The 21,573-nt window shown below is 35.2% G+C and carries 20 protein-coding genes; 6 read left to right on the top strand and 14 right to left on the bottom strand.

The genetic code is table 11. The annotated features are described in order from the left end of the window. Positions 1-137 precede the first annotated feature (137 nt). A complete protein-coding gene (locus tag EL260_RS12300; protein ID WP_123855632.1) occupies positions 138-641 on the bottom strand; it encodes a GNAT family N-acetyltransferase in 504 nt (167 codons plus the stop codon). 440 nt (positions 642-1,081) lie between these two features. Next, the gene (locus EL260_RS12295; RefSeq protein WP_123855631.1) at positions 1,082-1,642 is read right to left on the bottom strand and encodes a Crp/Fnr family transcriptional regulator; all 561 of its coding nucleotides are present in this window, start codon (positions 1,640-1,642) and stop codon (positions 1,082-1,084) included. A 75-nt stretch (positions 1,643-1,717) separates the two neighbouring features. Here EL260_RS12295 and EL260_RS12290 point away from each other — a divergent pair, with 75 nt between their 5' ends. Continuing rightward, positions 1,718-2,407: an HAD family hydrolase gene (locus EL260_RS12290; RefSeq protein WP_123855630.1), complete on the top strand. Its 690-nt coding sequence runs from the start codon at positions 1,718-1,720 to the stop codon at positions 2,405-2,407. 92 nt (positions 2,408-2,499) lie between these two features. Here the strand turns inward: EL260_RS12290 and EL260_RS12285 are convergent, their stop codons facing one another. The 3 genes from EL260_RS12285 to era all read right to left on the bottom strand — a co-directional run bounded on the left by EL260_RS12285 (position 2,500) and on the right by era (position 6,425). Beyond that, complete coding sequence (locus tag EL260_RS12285) at positions 2,500-4,902, bottom strand: alpha/beta hydrolase family protein (RefSeq protein ID WP_123855629.1); 2,403 nt, start codon at positions 4,900-4,902, stop codon at positions 2,500-2,502. A gap of 151 nt (positions 4,903-5,053) precedes the next feature. Further along, on the bottom strand, positions 5,054-5,482 hold the full coding sequence (locus tag EL260_RS12280; RefSeq protein WP_123855628.1) for a DoxX family protein: 429 nt from the start codon (positions 5,480-5,482) through the stop codon (positions 5,054-5,056). Positions 5,483-5,549: 67 nt separating this feature from the next. Continuing rightward, on the bottom strand, positions 5,550-6,425 hold the full coding sequence (era, locus tag EL260_RS12275; RefSeq protein WP_123855627.1) for a GTPase Era: 876 nt from the start codon (positions 6,423-6,425) through the stop codon (positions 5,550-5,552). 424 nt (positions 6,426-6,849) lie between these two features. On the opposite strand from era, the gene EL260_RS12270 reads away from it, so the two are divergent. Continuing rightward, entirely contained in the window at positions 6,850-7,413 is a 564-nt protein-coding gene (locus EL260_RS12270) for a Crp/Fnr family transcriptional regulator (protein WP_123855626.1), read from the top strand. 339 nt (positions 7,414-7,752) lie between these two features. After that, complete coding sequence (locus tag EL260_RS12265) at positions 7,753-8,085, top strand: DMT family transporter (protein ID WP_123855625.1); 333 nt, start codon at positions 7,753-7,755, stop codon at positions 8,083-8,085. A gap of 111 nt (positions 8,086-8,196) precedes the next feature. On the opposite strand, the gene EL260_RS12260 is transcribed toward EL260_RS12265, so the two are convergent. From EL260_RS12260 to EL260_RS12235, 6 genes are all read right to left on the bottom strand, one after another. Then, positions 8,197-8,964, bottom strand: coding sequence for a class I SAM-dependent methyltransferase (locus tag EL260_RS12260; protein ID WP_123855624.1), 768 nt, complete (start codon positions 8,962-8,964; stop codon positions 8,197-8,199). After that, positions 8,964-9,773: a type I methionyl aminopeptidase gene (map, locus tag EL260_RS12255; protein ID WP_123855623.1), complete on the bottom strand. Its 810-nt coding sequence runs from the start codon at positions 9,771-9,773 to the stop codon at positions 8,964-8,966. Before map ends, EL260_RS12260 begins: the two co-directional genes overlap by 1 nt. Positions 9,774-9,859: 86 nt before the next feature. Further along, positions 9,860-10,291, bottom strand: a complete 432-nt coding sequence (locus EL260_RS12250; protein WP_123855622.1) for a BT0820 family HAD-type phosphatase — start codon at positions 10,289-10,291, stop codon at positions 9,860-9,862. A gap of 100 nt (positions 10,292-10,391) precedes the next feature. Beyond that, the gene (locus EL260_RS12245) at positions 10,392-11,369 is read right to left on the bottom strand and encodes an acyl-ACP desaturase (RefSeq protein WP_123855621.1); all 978 of its coding nucleotides are present in this window, start codon (positions 11,367-11,369) and stop codon (positions 10,392-10,394) included. Between the two features lie 150 nt (positions 11,370-11,519). After that, positions 11,520-13,061: a 2,3-bisphosphoglycerate-independent phosphoglycerate mutase gene (gpmI, locus tag EL260_RS12240; RefSeq protein WP_123855620.1), complete on the bottom strand. Its 1,542-nt coding sequence runs from the start codon at positions 13,059-13,061 to the stop codon at positions 11,520-11,522. Between the two features lie 182 nt (positions 13,062-13,243). After that, positions 13,244-14,173, bottom strand: coding sequence for a DUF2268 domain-containing putative Zn-dependent protease (locus EL260_RS12235; RefSeq protein WP_123855619.1), 930 nt, complete (start codon positions 14,171-14,173; stop codon positions 13,244-13,246). 161 nt (positions 14,174-14,334) lie between these two features. Here EL260_RS12235 and EL260_RS12230 point away from each other — a divergent pair, with 161 nt between their 5' ends. Beyond that, the gene (locus EL260_RS12230) at positions 14,335-14,658 is read left to right on the top strand and encodes a translation initiation factor (protein ID WP_068943063.1); all 324 of its coding nucleotides are present in this window, start codon (positions 14,335-14,337) and stop codon (positions 14,656-14,658) included. Between the two features lie 2 nt (positions 14,659-14,660). Here EL260_RS12230 and EL260_RS12225 read toward each other — a convergent pair whose 3' ends face one another. The 3 genes from EL260_RS12225 to EL260_RS12215 all read right to left on the bottom strand — a co-directional run bounded on the left by EL260_RS12225 (position 14,661) and on the right by EL260_RS12215 (position 19,983). Further along, the gene (locus EL260_RS12225; RefSeq protein WP_123855618.1) at positions 14,661-15,560 is read right to left on the bottom strand and encodes a leucine-rich repeat domain-containing protein; all 900 of its coding nucleotides are present in this window, start codon (positions 15,558-15,560) and stop codon (positions 14,661-14,663) included. A 143-nt stretch (positions 15,561-15,703) separates the two neighbouring features. Then, positions 15,704-17,869: an alkaline phosphatase PhoX gene (locus tag EL260_RS12220; protein ID WP_123855617.1), complete on the bottom strand. Its 2,166-nt coding sequence runs from the start codon at positions 17,867-17,869 to the stop codon at positions 15,704-15,706. Positions 17,870-18,153: 284 nt separating this feature from the next. Then, a complete protein-coding gene (locus tag EL260_RS12215; protein ID WP_123855616.1) occupies positions 18,154-19,983 on the bottom strand; it encodes a cytochrome-c peroxidase in 1,830 nt (609 codons plus the stop codon). 229 nt (positions 19,984-20,212) lie between these two features. Between EL260_RS12215 and EL260_RS12210 the strand changes: the two genes are divergently transcribed. Next, a complete protein-coding gene (locus tag EL260_RS12210; protein ID WP_123855615.1) occupies positions 20,213-20,695 on the top strand; it encodes a hypothetical protein in 483 nt (160 codons plus the stop codon). 19 nt (positions 20,696-20,714) lie between these two features. Then, positions 20,715-21,569 (top strand): nucleoside phosphorylase, encoded by an 855-nt coding sequence (locus tag EL260_RS12205; protein WP_123855614.1) that lies wholly within the window; start codon positions 20,715-20,717, stop codon positions 21,567-21,569. The last annotated feature ends 4 nt before the right edge of the window (positions 21,570-21,573 follow it).

Here is a 21,573-nt window from a genome sequence, read left to right as displayed (position 1 = left end):
ACAGCCTTTTTTATTTTTCTCGCAGATCTCGGAGATTACGCAGATTATTTATTTTGAACGGGCTAAAGCCCATTTCTATTGAGTTTTAATACAGTAATAAGAAAAAAGGTTATCTCAAGCGGATAACCTTTTATATTTTATTGAATTCTTTTTCCTAAAATCTTCAGACTTCGTTCAATACCATCCAAAATAGCTACATTCGGAAGAGTTCCCCAATCTTCAAATCCAAAATATCTGAATAGTTTCAAACTTGGCTCATTATGAAGAAAAATCAGGGCTACGAGATTATTCACTCCAAATTTCCCTGCATTATCTATACAATACTGAAGAATCGTTTTACCATAGCCTTTTCCTCTACAGCTTTCATCCAGATAAATACTTACTTCCACCGTTCCGCTATAAGCAGCCCTTTCATGAAAAGAACTGAAACTTACCCAGCCTACAATCTGTTCATCCCCATCTTCTACAATCCAAAGCGGTCTGGCTTTAGCGTTATGTTCATTAAACCACTGTACTTTACTTTCTACAGAAACTTCTTCTACATCAGCAGTCACCATTCTTGAAGCAATGGTTGAATTATAGATTGCTACAATTTTATTGAGATCGGCTAATTCGGCATTTCTGAACTTTAGTAATTCCATTGGTATTGTCTTCAACTTTTATGATACAAAAATAATAATTTTCAAAATTACCCTATTAATTTTTACTAAAAAAAATAAATTTTAAAACAAAAAACCAAATCACCCCTAAATAAACAACCACAACCAACAAAAGCAAATAAAAATTCTATATTGGAATGCACAAAGGCTCAATAAAATTATATGGCTGGATATATTTTAAAGCACAAGGATTATATCAACGATAAAACTGTATCCTACTTCTAATGCTACGAATGGACAAATAATTTATCAGCGTATAAAACCTATGTGACTATTTGGTTAAAAAGAATAGTTTTCACCATATAGATACATAGAATAAGGTGAATAAAAGCTAGTTTAAAAGTCTTATTTTCTTTGATTCTCTTGCGCCTTAAAACAGTTAACATTATATTTTTTTTCGCCCTTGCGCTAACTAACAAACATTATTTCAAATCCTTCAGAATCCTATTCAGGCTTCTTACTGTGATTCCCAGATATGCTGCCATATCTTCTTTTGAAATCTGAATATTCTGTTTAACCTGCATTTTAAGCAACTGAGTCAGCGTATGTTCTACAGTGTAAAGCTGTTGGTATGAAGCTCTGCTTGAGGTATTGATAATTCGATCTGCAAACGAATTCAATAAAAGGTTATTTAAGATAAGGTCTTTTTGAATCAGTTCATTAAAGTAGGTAAGACTAATGGTATATACCAGAACTTCTGTTAACGCTTCAATATTGCAGAGGCAAGGAATATTTTTAATTAATTCCACTTCGCCCAGAATTTCACCGCTTCCCAGAAACTCAACAATATATTCTTTTCCGTTTTCTTCTTCAAAGTAGCATTTTGTGATTCCTTCTTTAATCAGCATAACTCTAGCAACAGATTGGTCCTGAATTAATAATTTCTGCCCCTCAGAGAAGGATTGCAGGATAATATTTCCTCCAGTCTGTTTATGATAAAGGTCTTCAAGATGACTTAAAAATGATTGATTTGTTCGTAACATTATTCTTCGGGACAATTGTCCTTTGTGGGTTTATTTTTTATAAAGAAATTTGAAACAGAAATTTACAAAACTAAAATGAATAATCACATTACAACTATAGCCTTTGATGCAGATGATACTCTTTGGATTAATGAACCCTACTTTCAGGAAGCAGAGAAGGAATTCTCTATACTGCTTGAAGATTATCTCCCCCAACATTCTGTCTCTCAGGAATTGTTTAAAACTGAGATGAAAAACCTTCATTTGTATGGTTATGGGGTAAAAGGCTTTATGCTTTGTATGGTTGAGACTATTGGAAGAGTATCAAATAATACAGCATCCTTACAATTGGTTAATAAAGCCATTGAATTAGGTCAGGAACTTCTCCAAAAACCGATTGAATTATTAGATGGAGTCACAGAAACGCTTGAAAGTCTGAAAGGAAAATACAGGCTCGTTGTGGCTACAAAAGGAGATTTACTGGATCAGGAACGTAAGTTGAAAAATTCAGGATTACAGAACTATTTCCATCATATTGAAATCATGAGTGATAAAAAGGAACATGATTATAAAAAACTGCTAAAGCATCTTGATTGTCAGCCGGAAAACTTCCTTATGCTTGGAAATTCTATCAAGTCGGATATCTTACCTGTACTGGAAATCGGCGGATCAGCAGCTCATATTCCTTATCATGTTACTTGGAACCATGAGCAGCATGATTTAAATATTGAAGATGAAAACTTTACAGAATTGAAAAGTATTAATGAAATCTTACAATTTCTTTAAGCTAAAAATTAATTAAGTTCTTAAGAATTGTAGAGTTTCTTATTTTGCTAAGATATAAAAAAGGCTATTCAGTGATGAATAGCCTTTTTCTATTATTTTTTCAGACATTTTTCAAGGAACTGATCCTGTTCCCATAAAACGTGGAATATATTCTCTTTAGCCTGGTATCCGTGGGATTCTTTTGGAAGAAGAACCATTCTTACCGGTGCTCCAAGGTTTTTCAAAGCCTGGAAATATCTTTCCGTCTGCAAGGTAAAGGTTCCCGGGTTGTTATCTGCATCACCGTGAATCAGAAGCAAAGGGGTTTTCATTTTGTTTGCATTCATAAACGGAGACATGGTGTTGTAGATCTCTGGAACATCCCAGTAATTTCTTTGCTCACTCTGAAATCCAAATGGTGTTAACGTTCTGTTATAAGCACCACTTCGTGCAATACCACAAGCAAAAAGATTAGAATGTGTTAATAAGTTAGCTGTCATAAATGCTCCATAAGAGTGACCTCCAACAGCAACTTTCTTTTTATCAATATACCCCAATTGATCTACAGCATTAATTGCCGCATCAGCATCGGCTACCAATTGTGTAATAAAGGTATCATTGGGTTCTGTTTTTCCTTCTCCAATAATCGGGAATGCAGCATTATCTAAAACAGCATATCCTTTAGTCACCCAGTATACGAAAGAGCCATAATACGGGAAGGTAAAGTCGTTGTCATTCTGAGTACTCTGTCCCGCTGTATTCTTATCTTTAAATTCTCTTGGATACGCCCAGATCAATAACGGTAATTTTTCTTTCTTCGCCTTTCTATCGTAGTTTGCCGGCAGATAAAGAGTTCCCGTTAATGTAACACCATCATTTCTTTTATAGGTAATGACTTCTTTGTGAACATCTTTAATGCTCTCAAAAGGGTTTGCAAAATGAGTTACCGTTTCAGCTTTATTAGACTTGACATTCTTTTTATAATAGTTCGGATATTGGCTTGATGATTCCTGTATTGTTAAGATCTCCCCTTTTGAAGGGTTTAAAATATCTACAATCTTTTCTTTAGCCCCTTTAAGGTTAGATGTATACAGTCTTCTTTTCTTCAAAGACTTGATATCCATTTCATCAATAAACGGATGCTGCCCATCTTTTGTAAACCCATCCCCGATCAGATATGCTTTTCCGCCTTTCATATCGATAACGGATCTACCGTATTGGTTTTTCACAGTGTTGAAATTTCCCGGATCACTATATACATCCTGAGAGTTTCTATCATCTATAACCTTTGATTCTCCATTGTTAAGATCAACCAGGAAAGTTTTGGTATTTCTGGTATCATACCATTCTTCAGATACTAACGCATAATGGTCATTCGTCCAATCTATATCCTCAAATCTCTGTTTGATTTTGAAGAATGATTTAGGAGCTGCTGCAAACGGTGCATCCCAGGTAAAGATTTCATCTCTGTATTCTGCAGTTTTATATTGATCTCCACCGTCAAGGGCTTCTGTAAAAACTAAAGTCGCCGGAGCATCACTTCTCCAAGTCATTTCTCTTTTTCCTGTTCTTACAGATGAAAATCCTTTAGGCATAATTTCATTCAAAGGAATTTCATTCACAACTTTTACAGTATTTCCTTTCGTATCATATACCGTTGTAGTCATAGGAAACCTGTTTAACGGGACGATATAAGAAAATGGCTTTTTAATGACTGAAGACAGCAGGTAATTTCCATCCGGGGAAAAACTTAATCCTGTGTACAAATCCTGGTTCATTACCTTTTTAAGAGTACCATTAAGATCTACGTTGAAGACTTCAGAGGTTACCAATGTTTCAAAGTTCTTTTCATCCTGAGGGTTCTTTAAAAGATCCTGGTATGTTCTATTTTGGGAAACTTTTCCATCTGCTGTAGAAACAATGGGTCCTGTAGGCAGGTCTTTTCCTGAGTCAATCAGAGCAGGTCTGTTTTGAGGCAGCGTTCTAATAAGAAGACTTTTGGAATCATTATACCAAAGATATGGGTTTCCTAAATTGGCATTCAGGATATCTCCTGTAATCTTTTTGGCTGTAGCAGATTCCAGGTCTACAAGCCATAATTCTACTCCTTTGTTGGTGGTATTGGTAAAAGTCAGTTTCTTTTCGTCCGGTGAAAACTGAACATAAGCAATTTTAGCTCCTGTAGGCAAATTCTTTACCTGAACTTCATTTTTATCACTGAACTTTCTTATTTTAAGATTGTTAAAATAGGTTACCGTACTGGCAATATTTGTAACCGGATTGATTCTTAATCCACCCAGTTTCATTTCCTGTTGATTAAGATCATCCAACGTCTTATATGTTGAACGATAGGTAAAAACCACCCAGTCTTTTTTGTTATTCATTAAGACAGATGGCGGTCTTTCGTAATCTGCAAGTTTCAGGATTTCAGCAGAAGGTTTTTGATAAGTAATATTCTCCTGTGCATCATAAAAATTGAGAAATGCCAGCAGGCAAATTGTCAGTTTTATCTTCATATAGATTTATTTTCTACGAATGTAGTGATTTTTAAGATAAATTTACTATAAAAATCCATCTATAATCCCCAATAATAAAGACATTTATAAAAATAACTCCAATAAAAAAGAGCACCCGAGGATGCTCTTTTCATTATATATAATAAGGTTTTTACCAATCTGAAGCTCTTTTTCTTCTTTCAATCATATGATCTACAGAAACTTTTCCGGCTCCGATAATCATCAGAAGAAGATATACAGAAAGATAGATAAGACTCATCTCTCTTTTTTCAAAAGGATCTGCTCCATGAACTACAAATCCGGCAATGACCATTGTAAAGATCAAGAAACCTAAGGCAACTCTCGTAAAAAGCCCTAATATCAGCAGAATTGAACAAACAAACTCAGCAAGTACTGTAAGGATCAGGGTAATTTGCGGTCCCATTCCCAAGAAGTCAAAAAATTCAATTTTTCCACCCGCCAACAGCATCTGAAGTTTTGGATATCCATGAGAAAGCATTGCAAAACCAACAAATACTCTTACTGCTAATAAAATAATATCTTTAGGTATTGAGCTCGAATTTGAATTATTGTAGTTCATTTACTAAAAAATTTAGACTAAGGTAATAAAAATCTTTTAATACAACGGGTTTTACAGCATTTTTAGTCTATCTGTAACCAAAATTCTTAAGATCTCTGTCATTCTTTCTCCAGTCTTTTTTCACCTTAACAAATAAATTTAAGTGAATTTTCTTAGAAAAGAACTTCTCCAGGTCTAATCTTGCTTCTGTACCTACTTTTTTGATAGCCTCTCCTTTATGTCCAATAATAATTCCCTTTTGGGTATCTCTTTCCACATAAATGATAGAATCAATGAAGATAATACCTTCTTTTTCTTTGAACTGCTCAGTTACTACTTCCACAGAATATGGAATTTCTTTATCATAATTCAAAAGAATTTTCTCACGAATGGCCTCGTTTACAAAGAATCTTTCTGGTTTATCTGTATACTGATCCTTATCATAATAAGGTGGGTTCTCAGGCAATAAAGATTTTAGCTTAGGTAAAATAACCTCAGTATTAAAGGCATTAAGAGCAGAAATAGGAAGAATTTCCGCTTTTGGAATCTTATTGTGCCAATCTTCTACTAATTTTTCAAGTCCTGCCTGATCAGTCTGATCTACTTTATTTAATAATAAAAGGACAGGGACAGGGATTTTATTTAATTTATCAATTAAGAACTCGGAAGGTTCAGCTTTGTCCGTTACATCAACAATAAACAGGAATACATCGGCATCCTGAAGGGAATCCTTTACAAAATCCATCATTTTTTCCTGCAATCCATATTTAGGATCCAATACTCCCGGAGTATCGGAAAATACGATCTGAAGGTCCTCTTCATTATAAATACCAAAAATTCTGTGACGGGTTGTCTGGGCTTTCTGCGTTACAATCGCCAATTTCTCTCCCATTAATTGGTTTAGAAGTGTTGATTTTCCCGCATTGGGCTTTCCAACTATGTTTACAAATCCAGCTTTGTGCATAAAAATAATATTACGAACTGCAAAGTTAGTAAAACAAAATTGGTCTTTACCGTTAATCTCAATATTTAAAAGAAAAAAGCGAGTTATTTGTCTTTGGAGTACACTTCAAAAATATTTTTGAAAAAATTATGACACTGATTTTTGGACTTATACGTTTTAACCACAAAGTCTCAAAAATTCTTAAACACTTAAGTTCACTTTAAAAAATTTAAAATAATACTGCAAGAAGAACACTCAAGCTTTTTTGAAAATCTCAGATTTTCATGGATATGCAACAGAATATCAAAAATTTAATATTCTCCTCCTTTAATGGAGTTACAGATTGATAGGCACTTTCTTTCTACCTTTCTCACAAAAAACTACAAAATAATCTTGTATTGCATTACCTAAAACTGATATTTTTGAATATTAGAATTCATCTTTTATGAATATAGACCAGATTCTTGACCAGATTTATACACTCCCTGAAGACTCGAAAAATAGTTTAAAAACCTATATCTCTGAAGTTTCCCATCCCAAAGGATACTGTTTGATGGAAGCAGATAAGGTTATCCCTTACGTTTATTTTATCCGTAAAGGAATTGCCCGTGCCTACTCTTCTACTTCAGATAATGATATTACGTTCTGGTTCGGCAGTGAAGGTCAGTGCGTCCTTTCTATGAAAAGTTATGTGGAAGATAAACCAGGTTATGAAAGCATTGAACTACTGGAAGACTGCGATCTGTACAGACTTGAGACCGAAAATCTCAAAAAACTGTTTAATGAGGATATTCATATTGCCAATTGGGGTAGAAAGCTGGCGGAATTGGAAATGATAAAATCTGAAGAGCTGATTATCTCAAGACAATTTAAAACCTCACTGGAACGGTATAAAGATATTATCCAGTATCAACCGGAGCTACTCAAAAGAGTTCAGCTTGGATATATTGCCTCCTATCTTGGAATTACACAGGTGAGTCTAAGCAGAATCCGTGCGGAGATTAAGTAAAAGTTATGTTTAAGGATAGAAGCGTTTTAAGTTTTGGCTAAAGCCAGAGGAAAGCTAATTTATATTGAAAGCAGACTAAAATCCGCTCCTATTGATATTATGGTGTATTTGATATCAATATTGATGATTATTTATTGAAATAAAAACAAGCAGCTAACAGCTTTTATCTAAAAAGCTCTCATGAATTAAGCAATAGAACATCATCTATTCTAACTACTATAACACCCCTATTCCAGTTCCCAACCTCTAGCCTACTTCCTAAAAAAACTCATTTTTTAACAATTGTAAAATTTTTTCTCCGTTCAATTTCTGAAATTTGTAACAGAAAAATTTAAAAAAATGAATTGGATAATATTAGTTATCGCAGGATTATTTGAGGTTGCCTTTGCCTCTTGCTTAGGAAAGGCAAAAGAGACATCAGGAACGGAAATGTATCTTTGGTACACCGGCTTTCTGATAACGATGACTATCAGTATGCTTCTTCTGATCAAAGCTACACAAACATTACCTATTGGTACTGCTTATGCGGTATGGACAGGAATTGGAGCGGTAGGAACAGCTTTAATGGGAATTATCTTATTTAAAGATCCTGTAAGTTTCTGGAGAGTATTTTTTATTGTAACCCTTATTGGATCAGTTGTAGGTTTAAAAGCGGTTTCTTCATCACATTAAGATAAAAATATAAACTTCTATCTATATTTAAAAATGAAACCGCCTTCGTTATGAAGACGGTTTTGTTTTTTTATATTGCTGAGTGCTCTGCTTCTCTATTTATATTTTTTATTATTTTTTGAAGACTAAAGGTAAGATTTCATTGCTTCTTAATCCATATTTCTTTATTTCTTCTTCTGAAAATTTCTGCGAATAGAAATTGATATCTGTTTCAAATCCTGCATTTCTTAAACGGTCAAAATAATCCATTCCATACCAACGGACATGATCGTATTGTCCAAAATGTTTCTGGCGTTCTTTTGGATCTTTGATGGTAAAATCTTCATAGGTTGTTGCCAGTGAATTTTTCATCGGAACCTGAAGAATTCCCCATCCTCCGGGTTTCATTACCCTGTACAATTCGCTCATTGCTTTTGCATCGTCTTCAATGTGTTCCAAAACATGATTACAGAAAACAATATCAAAGCTGTCGTTCTCGAAAGGTAAATCAAGAATATCAGCCTTCACATCTACAATAGGAGAATATAAGTCTGCCGAAATATAATTCAGATTACTCATTCTCTTGAATTTTCTCAAAAATTCTTGTTCAGGAGCAATATGCAGTACTTTATAATTTTTAATGAAAAAATCGGTTTCGTTCTGAAGATACAGCCACATCTGGCGATGTCTCTCCAGACTCAAGGTTCCCGGAGAAAGAGCATTTTCTCTTTGTTTCCCGTAGCCATAAGGTAAAAATTTGCGATATGATCTTCCATCGATTGGATCATAAAATTCATCTCCTTTGAAAAACTGATAAATAAGCGGTCTTGCCCAGATGCTCATTTTAATAAGCATAGGACGTGGAATTTTATTCAGTAAAAGCTTAGTTATCTTCTTCATTAAAAGTCCAGTTGGAAAGGCTTCTCTTCGTCACTTACGATCCCTAACGCTTCATATACATAATCAAATGTAGAAAGCAATACCGGCTTACCATTGATTACTGCTACATCGTGCTCAAAATGTGCAGAAGGCAGGTTATCTAAAGTAGTTACCGTCCAGCCATCATTATGGAATTTCACTTTTTCAGTTCCAAGGTTAATCATCGGTTCAATAGCAATGGCTAAACCGTCTTTAATCACCTTTCCACTTCCTTGTTTTCCATAGTTAGGAACCTGTGGATCTTCGTGCATCTGTCTTCCTAAACCATGTCCTACAAGCTCTCTTACGACACCATATCCTTCTTTTTCACAATGTGTCTGGATAGCATGAGAGATATCTCCGATTCTTTTTCCTCTGATACATTGCTCAATCCCTTTATAAAGAGATTCTTTCGCAACTTTCAACAGCTTTTTAACTTCCGGCTTTACTTCCCCGATTTCAAAAGTATAGGCATGATCTCCCACAAATCCGTTAAGGATTACTCCACAGTCTACGGAAAGAACATCTCCTTCTTTTACCACTTCATTATTCGGAAAACCGTGAACTACCTGCTCATTAGGAGAAATACAAAGAGAGTTCGGGAAACCTCCGTATCCTAAAAATGCAGGTTGCGCACCATGATCTTTAATAAAATCGTGTGCTAACTTATCCAAATATAAAGTTGTAATTCCCGGCTTAATTTCTTTTGCCAACATTCCCAATGTTTTAGAAACCAATCGGGCGCTCTCCTTCATCAGACGCAGTTCGTCTATTGTTTTTAATTGAATCATTGTATTAATTTACCAATGTATTAATGTATCAGTGTATCCATATTGATCGATAAATTGGTACACTGTTAAATTGTTATATTTTTATTTTACCAGAAAAGTCCTTTTTTCTTTTCTTTTTTAAGTTTTGAATAAGCCAAAACTTCTCCTCCTTCTACACGGAATTCTATTCTTTCCTGAATAATATTGTAGATTTCACCCCATCCCGGGAACCCACCAATATTTCTGTCATCAATGAACCAGTCTGCATCTAATTTTCTCGATTGATTTGCGGAATCAAAAACCTCTCCTTCGAAGCTTGAATTCACTGCATAAAATTCCAATCCATTTTTTTTGCAGAATTCTACTGCTTCATCTAACGTTTTTCCGTGTCTGTATGTCCAAAGAATAAGCCTGAATCCTTCTGCCTGTAATCTTTTCAAGGTCTCGAAAGCGAAGATCTTTGCCTTTCCAATTCCTGGGTAAGCATCATCAACAATAGTTCCGTCAAAGTCAACAGCAATCTTTTTATTATTTAACATTTTGTTCTTTTTTTAGCTTTGCAAAGATAAGAAATAAAAAAGAGTGCCAAATAGAAAGGCACTCAATACTTTTATAATTTAAAATAATAATATGGGCTACTTAGCTTTTAACCCAGTTAAACTGGAACTGAAGATCCGGAGTAGAAACTCTGTCTGTAACCTTCTGTAATCTTGAAGGAAGCTTCATCAGGTATTCCTGAGCTTTTTCTGCTTTTTCTGTAAGACCTTTTACGTGCTCAATTTTCCATTCATCCAATAGATCTTTCATAATGTTGATATAATCCTGACCGGTATATACCATACATCTTTGTGCTGCATCTGAGAAGTGTCCCCAAAGTTCACCTGCTTTCTGTCCCGATTGTCTCATCAGGTGAGCAGGCATTACAATCTTCTTACGCATCATATCTTCGAAGGCAAGAATCATTTCTGATGGATCTATTTCAAGGATTTTAGCTACGAAATGCTTGTAAGCTTTTGCGTGTCTCGCTTCGTCTGCTGCAATTACACCGCACATTTTAGCTAATTTTCCGTTTCCGGATTGTTTTGCTAATGTTCCTACTCTTCTGTGAGAGATATTGGTTGCCGTTTCCTGGAAACTTGTATAAATGAAATTTCTGTATGGGTCCATGCTTGTTCCCAAATCAAATCCATCATTAATAAGATATTGAGTGGTAATTTCTACCTCTCTCATATTTACTCTACCACACAGGTAAAGGTATTTATTCAATAAGTCTCCGTGTCTGTTCTCTTCTGCCGTCCAAGCTCTTACCCAGTTTGCCCAGCCTAATTTCTCTTCCTGATTAATACCGTCAACACCCATTAACCAAGATTCATAGGAAGGAAGTGCCTCTTCTGTGATACAGTCTCCGATCAATGTTACAAAAAGATCGTACGGCATTTCACGGGCAAAAGTCTGAATTTCTTCAAGATCATGTTTAAATTCATCGCTTGAAGGATCTGGCAAATAATCAGAAGGCTGCCAAATTTTTTCAATTGGCGTTAAAAATTTATCAAGAAAAGAACCTACTTCCTTTTCCAATATTCCCATTACTTCTTTCCTAACAAGCTTTTGATACATTTTTATATTCAGTTTTTAATTAGCAAAGATATGATTTATTTATTATTTAACGCATAATAAAGTATGCAACTCATACCTTATCTGACATAAATCATAAAAAAACGCCGATATACAAGTATAACGGCATTCTTTTAACAATATTATTGAATTTTAGCTAACTAAAATATCTCCTGTCATTGCATTTGGTATTTCAACCCCCATTACATTGAGGATTGTAGGGGCTACATCCCCCAGTTTTCCTGGTTTTAAGTTCCATGTACGGTCTTTATCCATGACAATGAAAGGGACCAGATTGGTTGAGTGTTGAGTATTAGGAGTTCCATCAGGATTCAGCATAACATCTGAATTTCCGTGGTCAGCCAGAATAAATACGGCATATCCGTTTTCATAGGCTGCTGTAGCTACTTTTTCAATACATGCATCTACTGTTTCGGCAGCTTTTACAGCGGCTTCAAATACTCCTGTATGTCCTACCATATCTGTATTCGCAAAATTCAGACATACAAAATCTGCGGTTCCTTGTTCCAGTTCCGGAACAATTGCATTGGTAATGTCGTAAGCGGACATTTCAGGTTTTAAATCATATGTAGGAACGTCTTTTGGACTTGGACATAACAGTCTTTTTTCTCCATTGAATTCTTCTTCTCTTCCTCCTGAGAAGAAGAAAGTAACGTGTGGATATTTTTCTGTTTCAGCAATTCTGATCTGAGTTTTCCCGTTATTCTCCAAAACTTCCCCCATTGTTTCTGTTAATACATTTTCGTCAAATACTACCTGAACATTCTGGAATGTTTTATCGTAGTTGGTCAACGTAATATAATTAAGGTTTAGTTTCTTCATTGAGTATTCAGGAAAGTCTTTCTGTGAAAGTACTTCTGTAATTTCTCTTCCTCTGTCTGTACGGAAGTTGAAGCAGATTACCACATCATTATCGATAATTTTTGCCACCGGAACAACGTTTCCTGTAGCGGTTGTATTGACTAAAATAATAGGTTTAAGGAATTCATCTGTTACATTATTATCATATGAATCTTTGATCGCTGCTAATGCATCGGTTGTTTCGAATCCAATTCCTTCTACAAGAGCATCATAAGCCAATTTCACACGTTCCCATCTCTTATCTCTGTCCATTGCGTAGTATCTTCCTACAACAGTAGCCAGTTTTCCGGTAGTTGCTTCCATATGGTTCTGAAGTTCTTCAATAAAACCTAATCCGGAATGTGGATCGCAGTCTCTTCCGTCTGTGAATGCGTGTACAAAAACATTTTCGTCCAATCCGAATTCTTTAGCTGCAGTCAATAATCCTTTTAAGTGATTGATATGTGAGTGTACTCCTCCATTGGATACCAATCCTATAAAGTGTATTTTTTTGTTTTCTTTTTTAGCATAATCAAAAGCATCCTGAATCACTTTTTCCTGTCCCAGGGTCCCGTTTTCAACAGCCATATTCAATTTTACCAGGTTTTGATAAACGACTCTTCCGGCTCCAAGATTCATGTGTCCTACTTCAGAATTCCCCATTTGTCCTACAGGAAGACCAACCGCTAAACCGCTTGCTTCAAGGGTTGTATGTGGAAATTTTTGATAACAGCTATCTATAAATGGTGTATTTGCTTTGTCTATGGCAGAAACTTCAGGGTTTGTTCCCAGTCCCCATCCGTCAAGGATTGCTAATATTGCTTTTTTTGACATTTTGTAAAACTTTAGTACACAAATTTATTGAATTTCCGATGAATAGACGAATTTGAAACCTCCAATTTTATACTACTCTTATAATCAAAACCCTACCCTTGAAACAAGGCCAGGGTTTGTAATTTGGTAATACCTGGAAGATCTTACCTATATTATTATCTTGATTTAGTTTCCCAATACGATTATTCTTTAAAAAAGTCTTCGAATTTCATATTGTTCTTCTTAGTGTATTCTTTGATATAGGAATCTAGAAAACCACTTTCTTTTAAGAACTTTAAGGGATCAGTAATATGCAAAATATCATGAACCGCTTTATGTTTATCTATCTGTTTATTGAAATAAGCCTCACTAATCTTATATCCCATCCAATACCCAAGGTCATTGGGACGATCGTCCTTTTTAGTAGTTCCGTAAAGCCAATCCATAGGACTGCTTGTTTTTAATACGGTTACGAATTCTCTGTATAATGCATCAGAATGAGCCTCACCATATTGATAAAATGGGCTGTTATTCGTCTCTCCTGAAACCAGTTCACTGATAAAATCTGCACTTCCTTCCATAAGGCAGTATTTCAGTAAATTATCTTTCCCTTTAATGTCTTGCTGAAAATGAACCAATTCATGAGAAATAAGACCAACAATTCCATCCAGGTTTCTAAGATTTTCTGTTCCAATCATTACTCCGTCTTTAGTAAAAGTCCCACCAGTGTTGAATCTTCCATACACAAAATAGATGGGTGGGAATTTAGCTTCAGGATACCAATATTTCATTCCACTATAAATAGATCGGATTCTTTTTTCTTTTTGCTTTAATCCTGACAACACATTACGGCTTTCCAGATAATCTGCTTTTCTCTTTTTCACCATCGTATATAAGGAATCAGCATTGATGATTCGGTTTTCCGTAAAGCCCTTCACTCCAGGAGAACCATTTTTCATATAGTCTATAAAAGGATTTTGTTTTGAGGTATCCATTTTATCAAATGCTTTCCAGAAGTTTTCGGTATCTTTTGTTTCAAAAACAGCTCCCAAAGGATCTGTAGAAAAACCGGTTTGAGCGTTTGTCATTCCGAAGGTCAAAAGTAAGGCAGCAAGGATATGATGAGTCTTCATATTAGTTTTTAAAATTAACGATCAAAAATATGAAAAATTGTACCTCATTTAAATTTGAAAACATATTTTTCAGCATCAAACTTTTCCTATTCTTCTAAAAAGGTTTATAATTTCAGAAACAGATCTTTTATAAATCCATAAATCTTTTTTAATTTTGCGGTATGGACTTACGTGATCAATTGAAGAATCTTTTTCCTGAACATGAAGAGCAGGATTTTGAAATGCCTGAAGAAGAATTCAAGCAGAAAGAACCTTTAGTGTGTAAATTTGAGAAGAAGGGAAGAAATGGTAAGCCTGTAACTATTGTTGAAGGCTGGGAAGGGAGTGAAGAGGACCTAAAAAAAATCTCAAAGAAAATAAAAACCACCTTAGGAATAGGCGGTTCTGAGAAGGACGGAACGATTATCATCCAGGGAGACAACCGTGATAAAATAATGGCTATCCTTAAAGATATGGGTTATAAAACCAAACGTGTTGGCGGGTAGGTTTAGAAATAAACCTGGGCGTCCGGCAGTAACGTTTTTAATTTTTCAATTTTAGATTTTTCTATAGGATTTCCTGTAAGAATCAAGGTTTTCAGGTTTTTAAGCTGACTGATTTCTACAGGAATATCTTTCAGTTTATTGTTGGCCAGATTCATACTGACAATCTTCTTTAATCCTTTTATTCTGGATGAAATTTGTGTGATATTATTGTCACTTACATTCAGAAATTCAAGTTCTTCAGCTTTAAACAGGTTCTCCGATAGTGTGACAATGGCATTTTGCTGCAATTCAAGATATTTAATTTTTTTTGGGAAAGAAAGACTTTCTAAGTCATTGATCTGGTTATTAGCCAGGTTTAAAAACTTTAGATTCTTAATCTGATACAACCGGTCAGCGATAAAACTGATCTGATTTCCCTGTAAATTTATTTCCTCTAAAGTGGGAATTTCCATCAATGCCTCAGGAAATGTATTCAAGTTATTGGCATCAAAATGAACAACTTTCAGATTTTGCAACTTTGCAATATTAGGATTGATGCTCGTTAAACTGTTCAGATTCATAGAAAATGTAGTCAACTTTTTAAGCTGGCTAATTTCATCCGGAATATACTTGATGCTGTTTTCATTTACATTCAAAAACTCCAGTTCTTTCAGCGTAAAAAGCTCATTATCCATTCTTTCAAACTTATTTGCCATCATATTTAGAAAGAATAATGAATCCAGTTTTACAATCTGAGGAGGAAGATTAAACAATCCTTTTTCTCTGAAACTCATGCTGTAAACAGCTTTTTTACTATTCAGAGCATCTTCAATATTGGTAAAAGTAGGATATTTAACAGGATCAATCTGAGCGTTAAACTGAGAAAGTGATAAAATAGAAATAAGTAAAAAAAACTTTTTCATACGAAGACGTTTATAATTTTTTTAAGGCCATATTGAATTGCATCATCTTAATCTTTACTTGTCTTTGCAAATCATAGCGATTTCATCAACAGAAAATGCCTGCCAGTCACTTTCGTTACCAGCAGGCAGAATTATTACTAATTTTACTTCTTTAATAGTTTTACCGTTTGCTGGAATCCTCCTTCTGCTTCAATATTCAGAATTAAAACACGAGATCCTTCCAATTGCGATGTAAAATCAAGATCTAATGCTTTGTTCAATCCATTGAACCTCTTAGTATAAACAATTTTTCCGTCCACACTGTAAGCTGTTACTGAAATATCTTTTAAGCCTTTTGGCGAATTGATCTTCACCATTCCCGAGGTAGGGTTCGGAGCTACCGTTACTGTATTTTCAGCTGCTTTATTTTCAATTGTTCCCAGAGTTCCTTGCGTTCCTAAGTTTCCTTTAAGAGCAATCACAACTGTTGCAGATTTCCCTCTGTAATCAATGGTATTTCCTGTAGCATCAACATCTGTAGAAATGGTAGAACTTGGATGCTGAACTGAAAAGAAACCAAATTTATGATCTGGAGTGAACGTTAATCCTGTAGGCTCAGATCCTGCCGGCATAGAAGCAAATAGCTTTACTTTCGGATTGGCCTGTGTATGATCCGGAGCAATAACCCAAATATAGTTTTTACCCCCATCCTGAAGTACCCAAAGATTTCCAAGTTCATCAAAGGTAAGGTTATCATTCCCATCTCCCCATGCTTCAGATTTTGTTCCCTGTGCGGTTTCGAAAGAGTATACAGAATTAGAACCTCCTACGAATGTTTCTACCTGAGAAGCTGTAGTTCCGTTGTCCTGTAAACGGTATACCCTGTCTAATCCTTTTGCTGTAAAATAGATTCTACCATCCAATGGACTGATATCCACATCTTCGATTCCATTAAATTTAGTTCCACCTACTGATTGTGCCAAATTATTGGTGTTATTCTGATCTGCCTGGGTCTTATTAGGAACCTGAATCCATGTTGCAGTAGTTCCTACCGGATCACCTGCCGCTGTTAATCCCTGGTCTAGTTTTAATACATAAAGATTCCCGGAAGAAAGATTATTTGGGGTATCCATCACATATTTATATACCATGTGAGTACCTCCATCTTCTCCGTAATAGGCAGTAGTTCCAGCATTATTAATCACCACGTTTTCATGGTTCATGATTCCCATCTGCCAAAGTTTCCCCTTGGAACCATCAGCATTTTTAGAAATAACCTGTGCTGTTGCAGGATCAATTTCTACAAGCCATCCGTAGTCTTTATATCCGTCTCCATTCGTATCGTTAGCGGTTACAGACTCTTCTGCTGTTACTACAGTTCCCCAGGGAGTAATTCCTCCTGAACAGTTTCTGATCGTCTGTACCAAGCTAGGATCTGAGAAACTTACGGCTCTTGATCTTGTTAACTGCCAAAGTTTTGTACCAGCATTATAATTAATCTCAGCCATAGTAACGCCACCAGGATTTGTTTCGTGGTTTACTGAAAGGTACCCATTTGTACTGCTTCCCGATTTGGCTACGTAAGCTGTAAAGTCATTCTGACCTCCTACCATTCCACCACCTTCAGTATAATTATCACCTTCCTTCAGGATAAGCTGATATTTATGTTCTGCCGGAATAATAAGTTTACCTGTTTGTGCCGTAGGAACAATAGAGGTAAAACAGCTGATGTGTGACCCGTTGCACACTACAGGTGTAGGCGTACTAGTGGATGTTGTTTTCAGATAGGCATCAATTCTAAGGTCTGAGCTGGTTATACTTCTGTTATGTAATTCAACAGAAATTCTGTTAACTCCGTTTATGAATTTTGATTTTGGAATAGAAAAAATATTATATACATTTTCTGCAGCCCCGTCAATTGTGGTACTGGACAAAGTATTAAATGTAATGACTCCGGCAGGCATATTATCTCTTACTACTTCCTGGCCGTTAAGATATACTACAATACCATCGTCTCTCATCACTCCAAGTTCCATATCATCGGAAAGTGTGGATAAGTTTACATTAAAATCTTTTGCAAAATACGCTGTAACCAATCCGGTAGCCCCTCCATGAATGGTAGTAGCAACAGGATCTCCATATCCTAATGGTGCATTACCAACAGGCCACGAAGAAATGTCATAGTTTTGAGTTTTCCATGCATCCGGTTGCGCCTGATCCAGATCTTTATAACTCCAGGACGTTCCTTTATCAAAAATAACGGTCTGTGCCTGAATAGTTGACCCGGCAAGCAGAGCTAAAGCTCCAATTGTTAGTAGTTTTTTCTTCATTTTAATTTGATTTATTAGACCTTGCAAAACTATTTTTTAAAGACTACCCTTCTGTTAATAAGATTTTAAATATAGGCGGGAGAATATTAATTAATTTAAAACCTAATGTTAAGGGGATTAAGTTTCTGTTAAATTGCGGAATCTCTTTTTTATGATGCATGAATTGTTATGGTTAATATTTCTATTCCATACACAAGAAAACCTAACAGGTTTTAGAAACCTATTAGGTTTAAATTAGATATCCAAAAAAAGCTATAGCTCAACTTCTGTATACCGAAACTCTTCTACTTTGCTTTACTCACATCTGTAAGTGCATTCAGAAAGGCAATTATTTGGTTCATTTCCGTTTGAGTAAGATTTAATTTATCCGGAGCAAGGGTCTGATTTTTCATCTTGAGCCCCAACCCTTCTCCTCCGCCTTCATTATAGAAATCAAGAACCTCTTCTAAAGTATTAAATGCTCCATTATGGAAATAAGGTTTTGTAAGGGCAATATTTCTTACGGTAACGGTTTTAAAAGAATAATCATAGATCCAGGATCTTTCTTTTTTCACAGGACTGTTTCCTCTTCCCAAATCCTGATCCAGTTCTATAGGAAGTTTTTTAATAGGTTGAGTAGTCACACCCAGCACTTCAGATTCGTTTTCATTAAAAAATGGCGGTACCAACCCTGAAAAATGAGGCGCAAAATGGCAGGTTGCGCAGTTCGCTTTTCCCATAAACAGATTGAATCCTCTTTTCACCTCTTCCGAAACATTTTTTTCATTTCTCATGAACCGGTCAAAATCACTGTCAAAAGAATATAAGGATGCAACGTAGGAGCTTAAAGCTTTTGAAAAATTTTCTTTATTGATTTTTCCGTCTTTAAAAGCGGTACGGAATGCTTTTTTATATTCAGATTTTGTTTTTAACTTTTGAATGATACTTTCGTAGCTTGTATTAAACTCATCTGCGTTATATATCACATGTTCAGCCTGCTGTTCAAGATAAAAAGCACGCAGGTCATAAAAAAATCTTTTGGCAAAAACTGCATTGTATAAGGACGGTGAATTCCTCAATACTGTTTTACCCTCCACGTTACTTGCCGACTTAGCTTTAAGGTCTGTAAAAGCATTTTCCTGAAGATGGCATGTTGCACAGCTCATTTTCTCATTACCACTTAAATTCTGGTCATAGAAAATCGATTTTCCAAGATTACGAAGATTCGGACTATCTTCTGAAGATTTCAGCAATGTATAAAAATAAGGATCTAAAAAATCACTACTAAAAAGGTTTTTATTATTGACATTCCAGCCAGAAAATTCTTTCATATCATCAGGTCTGCCATCCCATCTTCCTAATTCTTCATATAAAGGCTGAATATATTTTTTATAGAACTCAATTCTATCGAAGGTTTCAAAATCTTTATTTTTTGAAAGATAACTTATAGCCTCTGCGAAAGTCTGATCTGCTTGTTGGGTATTATAATTTTTAAAATAAGGATCATCATTGATATATTTTTGCATTCCTGAAAGGGCATGACTGGCTTCTTCGGAAATATTCAACGAACCCGGAGTGTCAAAACCTGTTACTCCCAGAGAATAGATCCTGATCAATTCTATACGCAATGGCAACGTTTTATTGTTTCCTTTACTCATTCCGTTTTTCATAGCACTCAGATAAAAACCTGAATAGCTGTTGTATAAAAAATCGGCAATTGTTTTGATCTTTTCTTTCTCATCTCCTGCTTCTTCAGAAAATATCAATTCATCTAAAACCTGTAGTCCTTCCGGTGGAAGTGTATAAGCTGATGTGCCAGCAGCTTCAATATGAAACAAAGGAGCTGCATTGAGGTGAGACTTGGTGAATTCGGGATAATGATAAGCAATATAAAATTCTATTTCCTTAAATGAATTTCTTGTACTTCTTAATGATTCCTGCAGTTCTTCAAGGGAAATACGGTCTTCAGAGAACTTACGGACATCTGACTTCAGCTGCTCAAGCGTACCTTTAAAATCAGATAATCCTTTATTTATAAATGTATTCTCACTTTCTTTTCCTTTGTAAACAGGATTAAAAGACATTACTGCAAATCCTATTAAAAGGATAACAACAAGCAGTGGATAAGATCTCATGAATTTTTAGCGGCAAAACTATCAATCTGATGTTATCTCAATTTTAATAGCAGATTAAATAATGTTTATATTTTTGATACAATATTTTTTACTAATTTTAAACCCCGAAATCAGATTCATTATTCTTTAAGGAACGGTTTATTCTAAAATACCGTTAAAATAATGGCGAGGGGTTATTGGGAGAGGATTTTTTTAATTAAATTCAACACATCAAAACTAAAATAAGAGTATGAAAACAAAATTATTGTTTGCTATTACAGCCAGTTTCCTTTCTCTTACAGCATTTTCACAAAAGAAAAAGCAGGCAGAAAAATCTGTAAAACAACAGGAAATGGCAATATACGCTGAGAAAAAAGGAAATGATTACTATCTGATCCGTCTGGAACAGGATAAAGCAGTACCCAATGTGTACGTCTATTCTAGCGGAATAACCAAACCATATAAAAGCTATACAGACCTTAAAGACGTTGTAATGGAATTTCCAGGGATGATGTCTTCTAATAATTCAACCAAAGAAGAATTGGTTTCTGTTCTTAAAAAAGACAATCATTTTTATGAAATCACTTCACAGAGAAAGGATCCGAAAAACTTTGAAAAGACTGTTGTTACTGTATATGAACTGATGGATGGTCAAAAAAGGATTGTTGAAGAATATGACTCTATTTATCAACTTATGGCTTCGCCTTATAAAGAAGCAATTTTCATTGATTAAAACAAAAAAAATATAAATTATGCTAAACAAACTTGCTGCTTCAGAACTTATTCTGAATGAAGACGGAAGTGTATACCACTTAAATCTTTTACCCGAAGATATTGCTGATAAAATCATCCTTGTGGGTGACCCGGACAGAGTAGCAAAGGTTTCAAAGTACTTTGATACTGTAGAAATCAAAAAAAACAAAAGAGAATTTTATACGCATACAGGAACCCTTCGTGGAGAAAGAATCACGGTAATGTCTACTGGTATCGGAACTGAAAACATCGATATTGTAATGAATGAGCTGGATGCGTTAGTAAATATCGATCTTAAAAACAAGGAGTTCAAAACAGAACATAAGGCCCTTGAATTATTCCGTATGGGAACCTGTGGAAGTGTGAATCCTGATGTACAGGTTGACAATATGCTAGTTACCCAAAACGTAGTAGGATTAGATGGTTTAATGCACTTCTACCAAGACTACAGCTTTGAGAATGAGTTTTCAAAAAGCTTCATGGAGAGATTTCCTTACGAAAAAATCAAACCTATGTTGTACTTCTCAGACTGGGCAGAAGAAATGGGTGAATATTACAAAGATGCTAAATACCACGGAAATACAGCTACATTCCCAGGGTTCTATGCTCCACAGGGAAGACAGCTTCGTCTAAAGGCGGTAGATGACCAATTCCTTGAAACACTGAACGACCTTGGAGTTACAAACTTTGAAATGGAAACTTCCGCAATCTATGCATTTTCAAAATTATTAGGACACAAAGCTATTACTGTAAACAACGTTGTGGCCAACAGAAGACGTGGAGAATTTTCTACAGACCACCACAATTCTGAGAAAAACCTTATTACTTGGGTTCTTGACAGAATTATTAAATAAATAT

It is taken from the genome of Chryseobacterium nakagawai (assembly GCF_900637665.1).
Classification (GTDB): domain Bacteria; phylum Bacteroidota; class Bacteroidia; order Flavobacteriales; family Weeksellaceae; genus Chryseobacterium; species Chryseobacterium nakagawai.
Note: the sequence above shows the minus strand (reverse complement) of the source record. Positions and strands in the feature narration are given on the sequence as shown.

Coding starts and splice junctions, on each gene's coding strand:
- EL260_RS12300 (WP_123855632.1), bottom strand. CDS start 641: ATGGAATTACTAAAGTTCAGAAATGCCGAATTAGCCGATCTCAATAAA.
- EL260_RS12295 (WP_123855631.1), bottom strand. CDS start 1,642: ATGTTACGAACAAATCAATCATTTTTAAGTCATCTTGAAGACCTTTAT.
- EL260_RS12290 (WP_123855630.1), top strand. CDS start 1,718: ATGAATAATCACATTACAACTATAGCCTTTGATGCAGATGATACTCTT.
- EL260_RS12285 (WP_123855629.1), bottom strand. CDS start 4,902: ATGAAGATAAAACTGACAATTTGCCTGCTGGCATTTCTCAATTTTTAT.
- EL260_RS12280 (WP_123855628.1), bottom strand. CDS start 5,482: ATGAACTACAATAATTCAAATTCGAGCTCAATACCTAAAGATATTATT.
- era (WP_123855627.1), bottom strand. CDS start 6,425: ATGCACAAAGCTGGATTTGTAAACATAGTTGGAAAGCCCAATGCGGGA.
- EL260_RS12270 (WP_123855626.1), top strand. CDS start 6,850: ATGAATATAGACCAGATTCTTGACCAGATTTATACACTCCCTGAAGAC.
- EL260_RS12265 (WP_123855625.1), top strand. CDS start 7,753: ATGAATTGGATAATATTAGTTATCGCAGGATTATTTGAGGTTGCCTTT.
- EL260_RS12260 (WP_123855624.1), bottom strand. CDS start 8,964: ATGAAGAAGATAACTAAGCTTTTACTGAATAAAATTCCACGTCCTATG.
- map (WP_123855623.1), bottom strand. CDS start 9,773: ATGATTCAATTAAAAACAATAGACGAACTGCGTCTGATGAAGGAGAGC.
- EL260_RS12250 (WP_123855622.1), bottom strand. CDS start 10,291: ATGTTAAATAATAAAAAGATTGCTGTTGACTTTGACGGAACTATTGTT.
- EL260_RS12245 (WP_123855621.1), bottom strand. CDS start 11,369: ATGTATCAAAAGCTTGTTAGGAAAGAAGTAATGGGAATATTGGAAAAG.
- gpmI (WP_123855620.1), bottom strand. CDS start 13,061: ATGTCAAAAAAAGCAATATTAGCAATCCTTGACGGATGGGGACTGGGA.
- EL260_RS12235 (WP_123855619.1), bottom strand. CDS start 14,173: ATGAAGACTCATCATATCCTTGCTGCCTTACTTTTGACCTTCGGAATG.
- EL260_RS12230 (WP_068943063.1), top strand. CDS start 14,335: ATGGACTTACGTGATCAATTGAAGAATCTTTTTCCTGAACATGAAGAG.
- EL260_RS12225 (WP_123855618.1), bottom strand. CDS start 15,560: ATGAAAAAGTTTTTTTTACTTATTTCTATTTTATCACTTTCTCAGTTT.
- EL260_RS12220 (WP_123855617.1), bottom strand. CDS start 17,869: ATGAAGAAAAAACTACTAACAATTGGAGCTTTAGCTCTGCTTGCCGGG.
- EL260_RS12215 (WP_123855616.1), bottom strand. CDS start 19,983: ATGAGATCTTATCCACTGCTTGTTGTTATCCTTTTAATAGGATTTGCA.
- EL260_RS12210 (WP_123855615.1), top strand. CDS start 20,213: ATGAAAACAAAATTATTGTTTGCTATTACAGCCAGTTTCCTTTCTCTT.
- EL260_RS12205 (WP_123855614.1), top strand. CDS start 20,715: ATGCTAAACAAACTTGCTGCTTCAGAACTTATTCTGAATGAAGACGGA.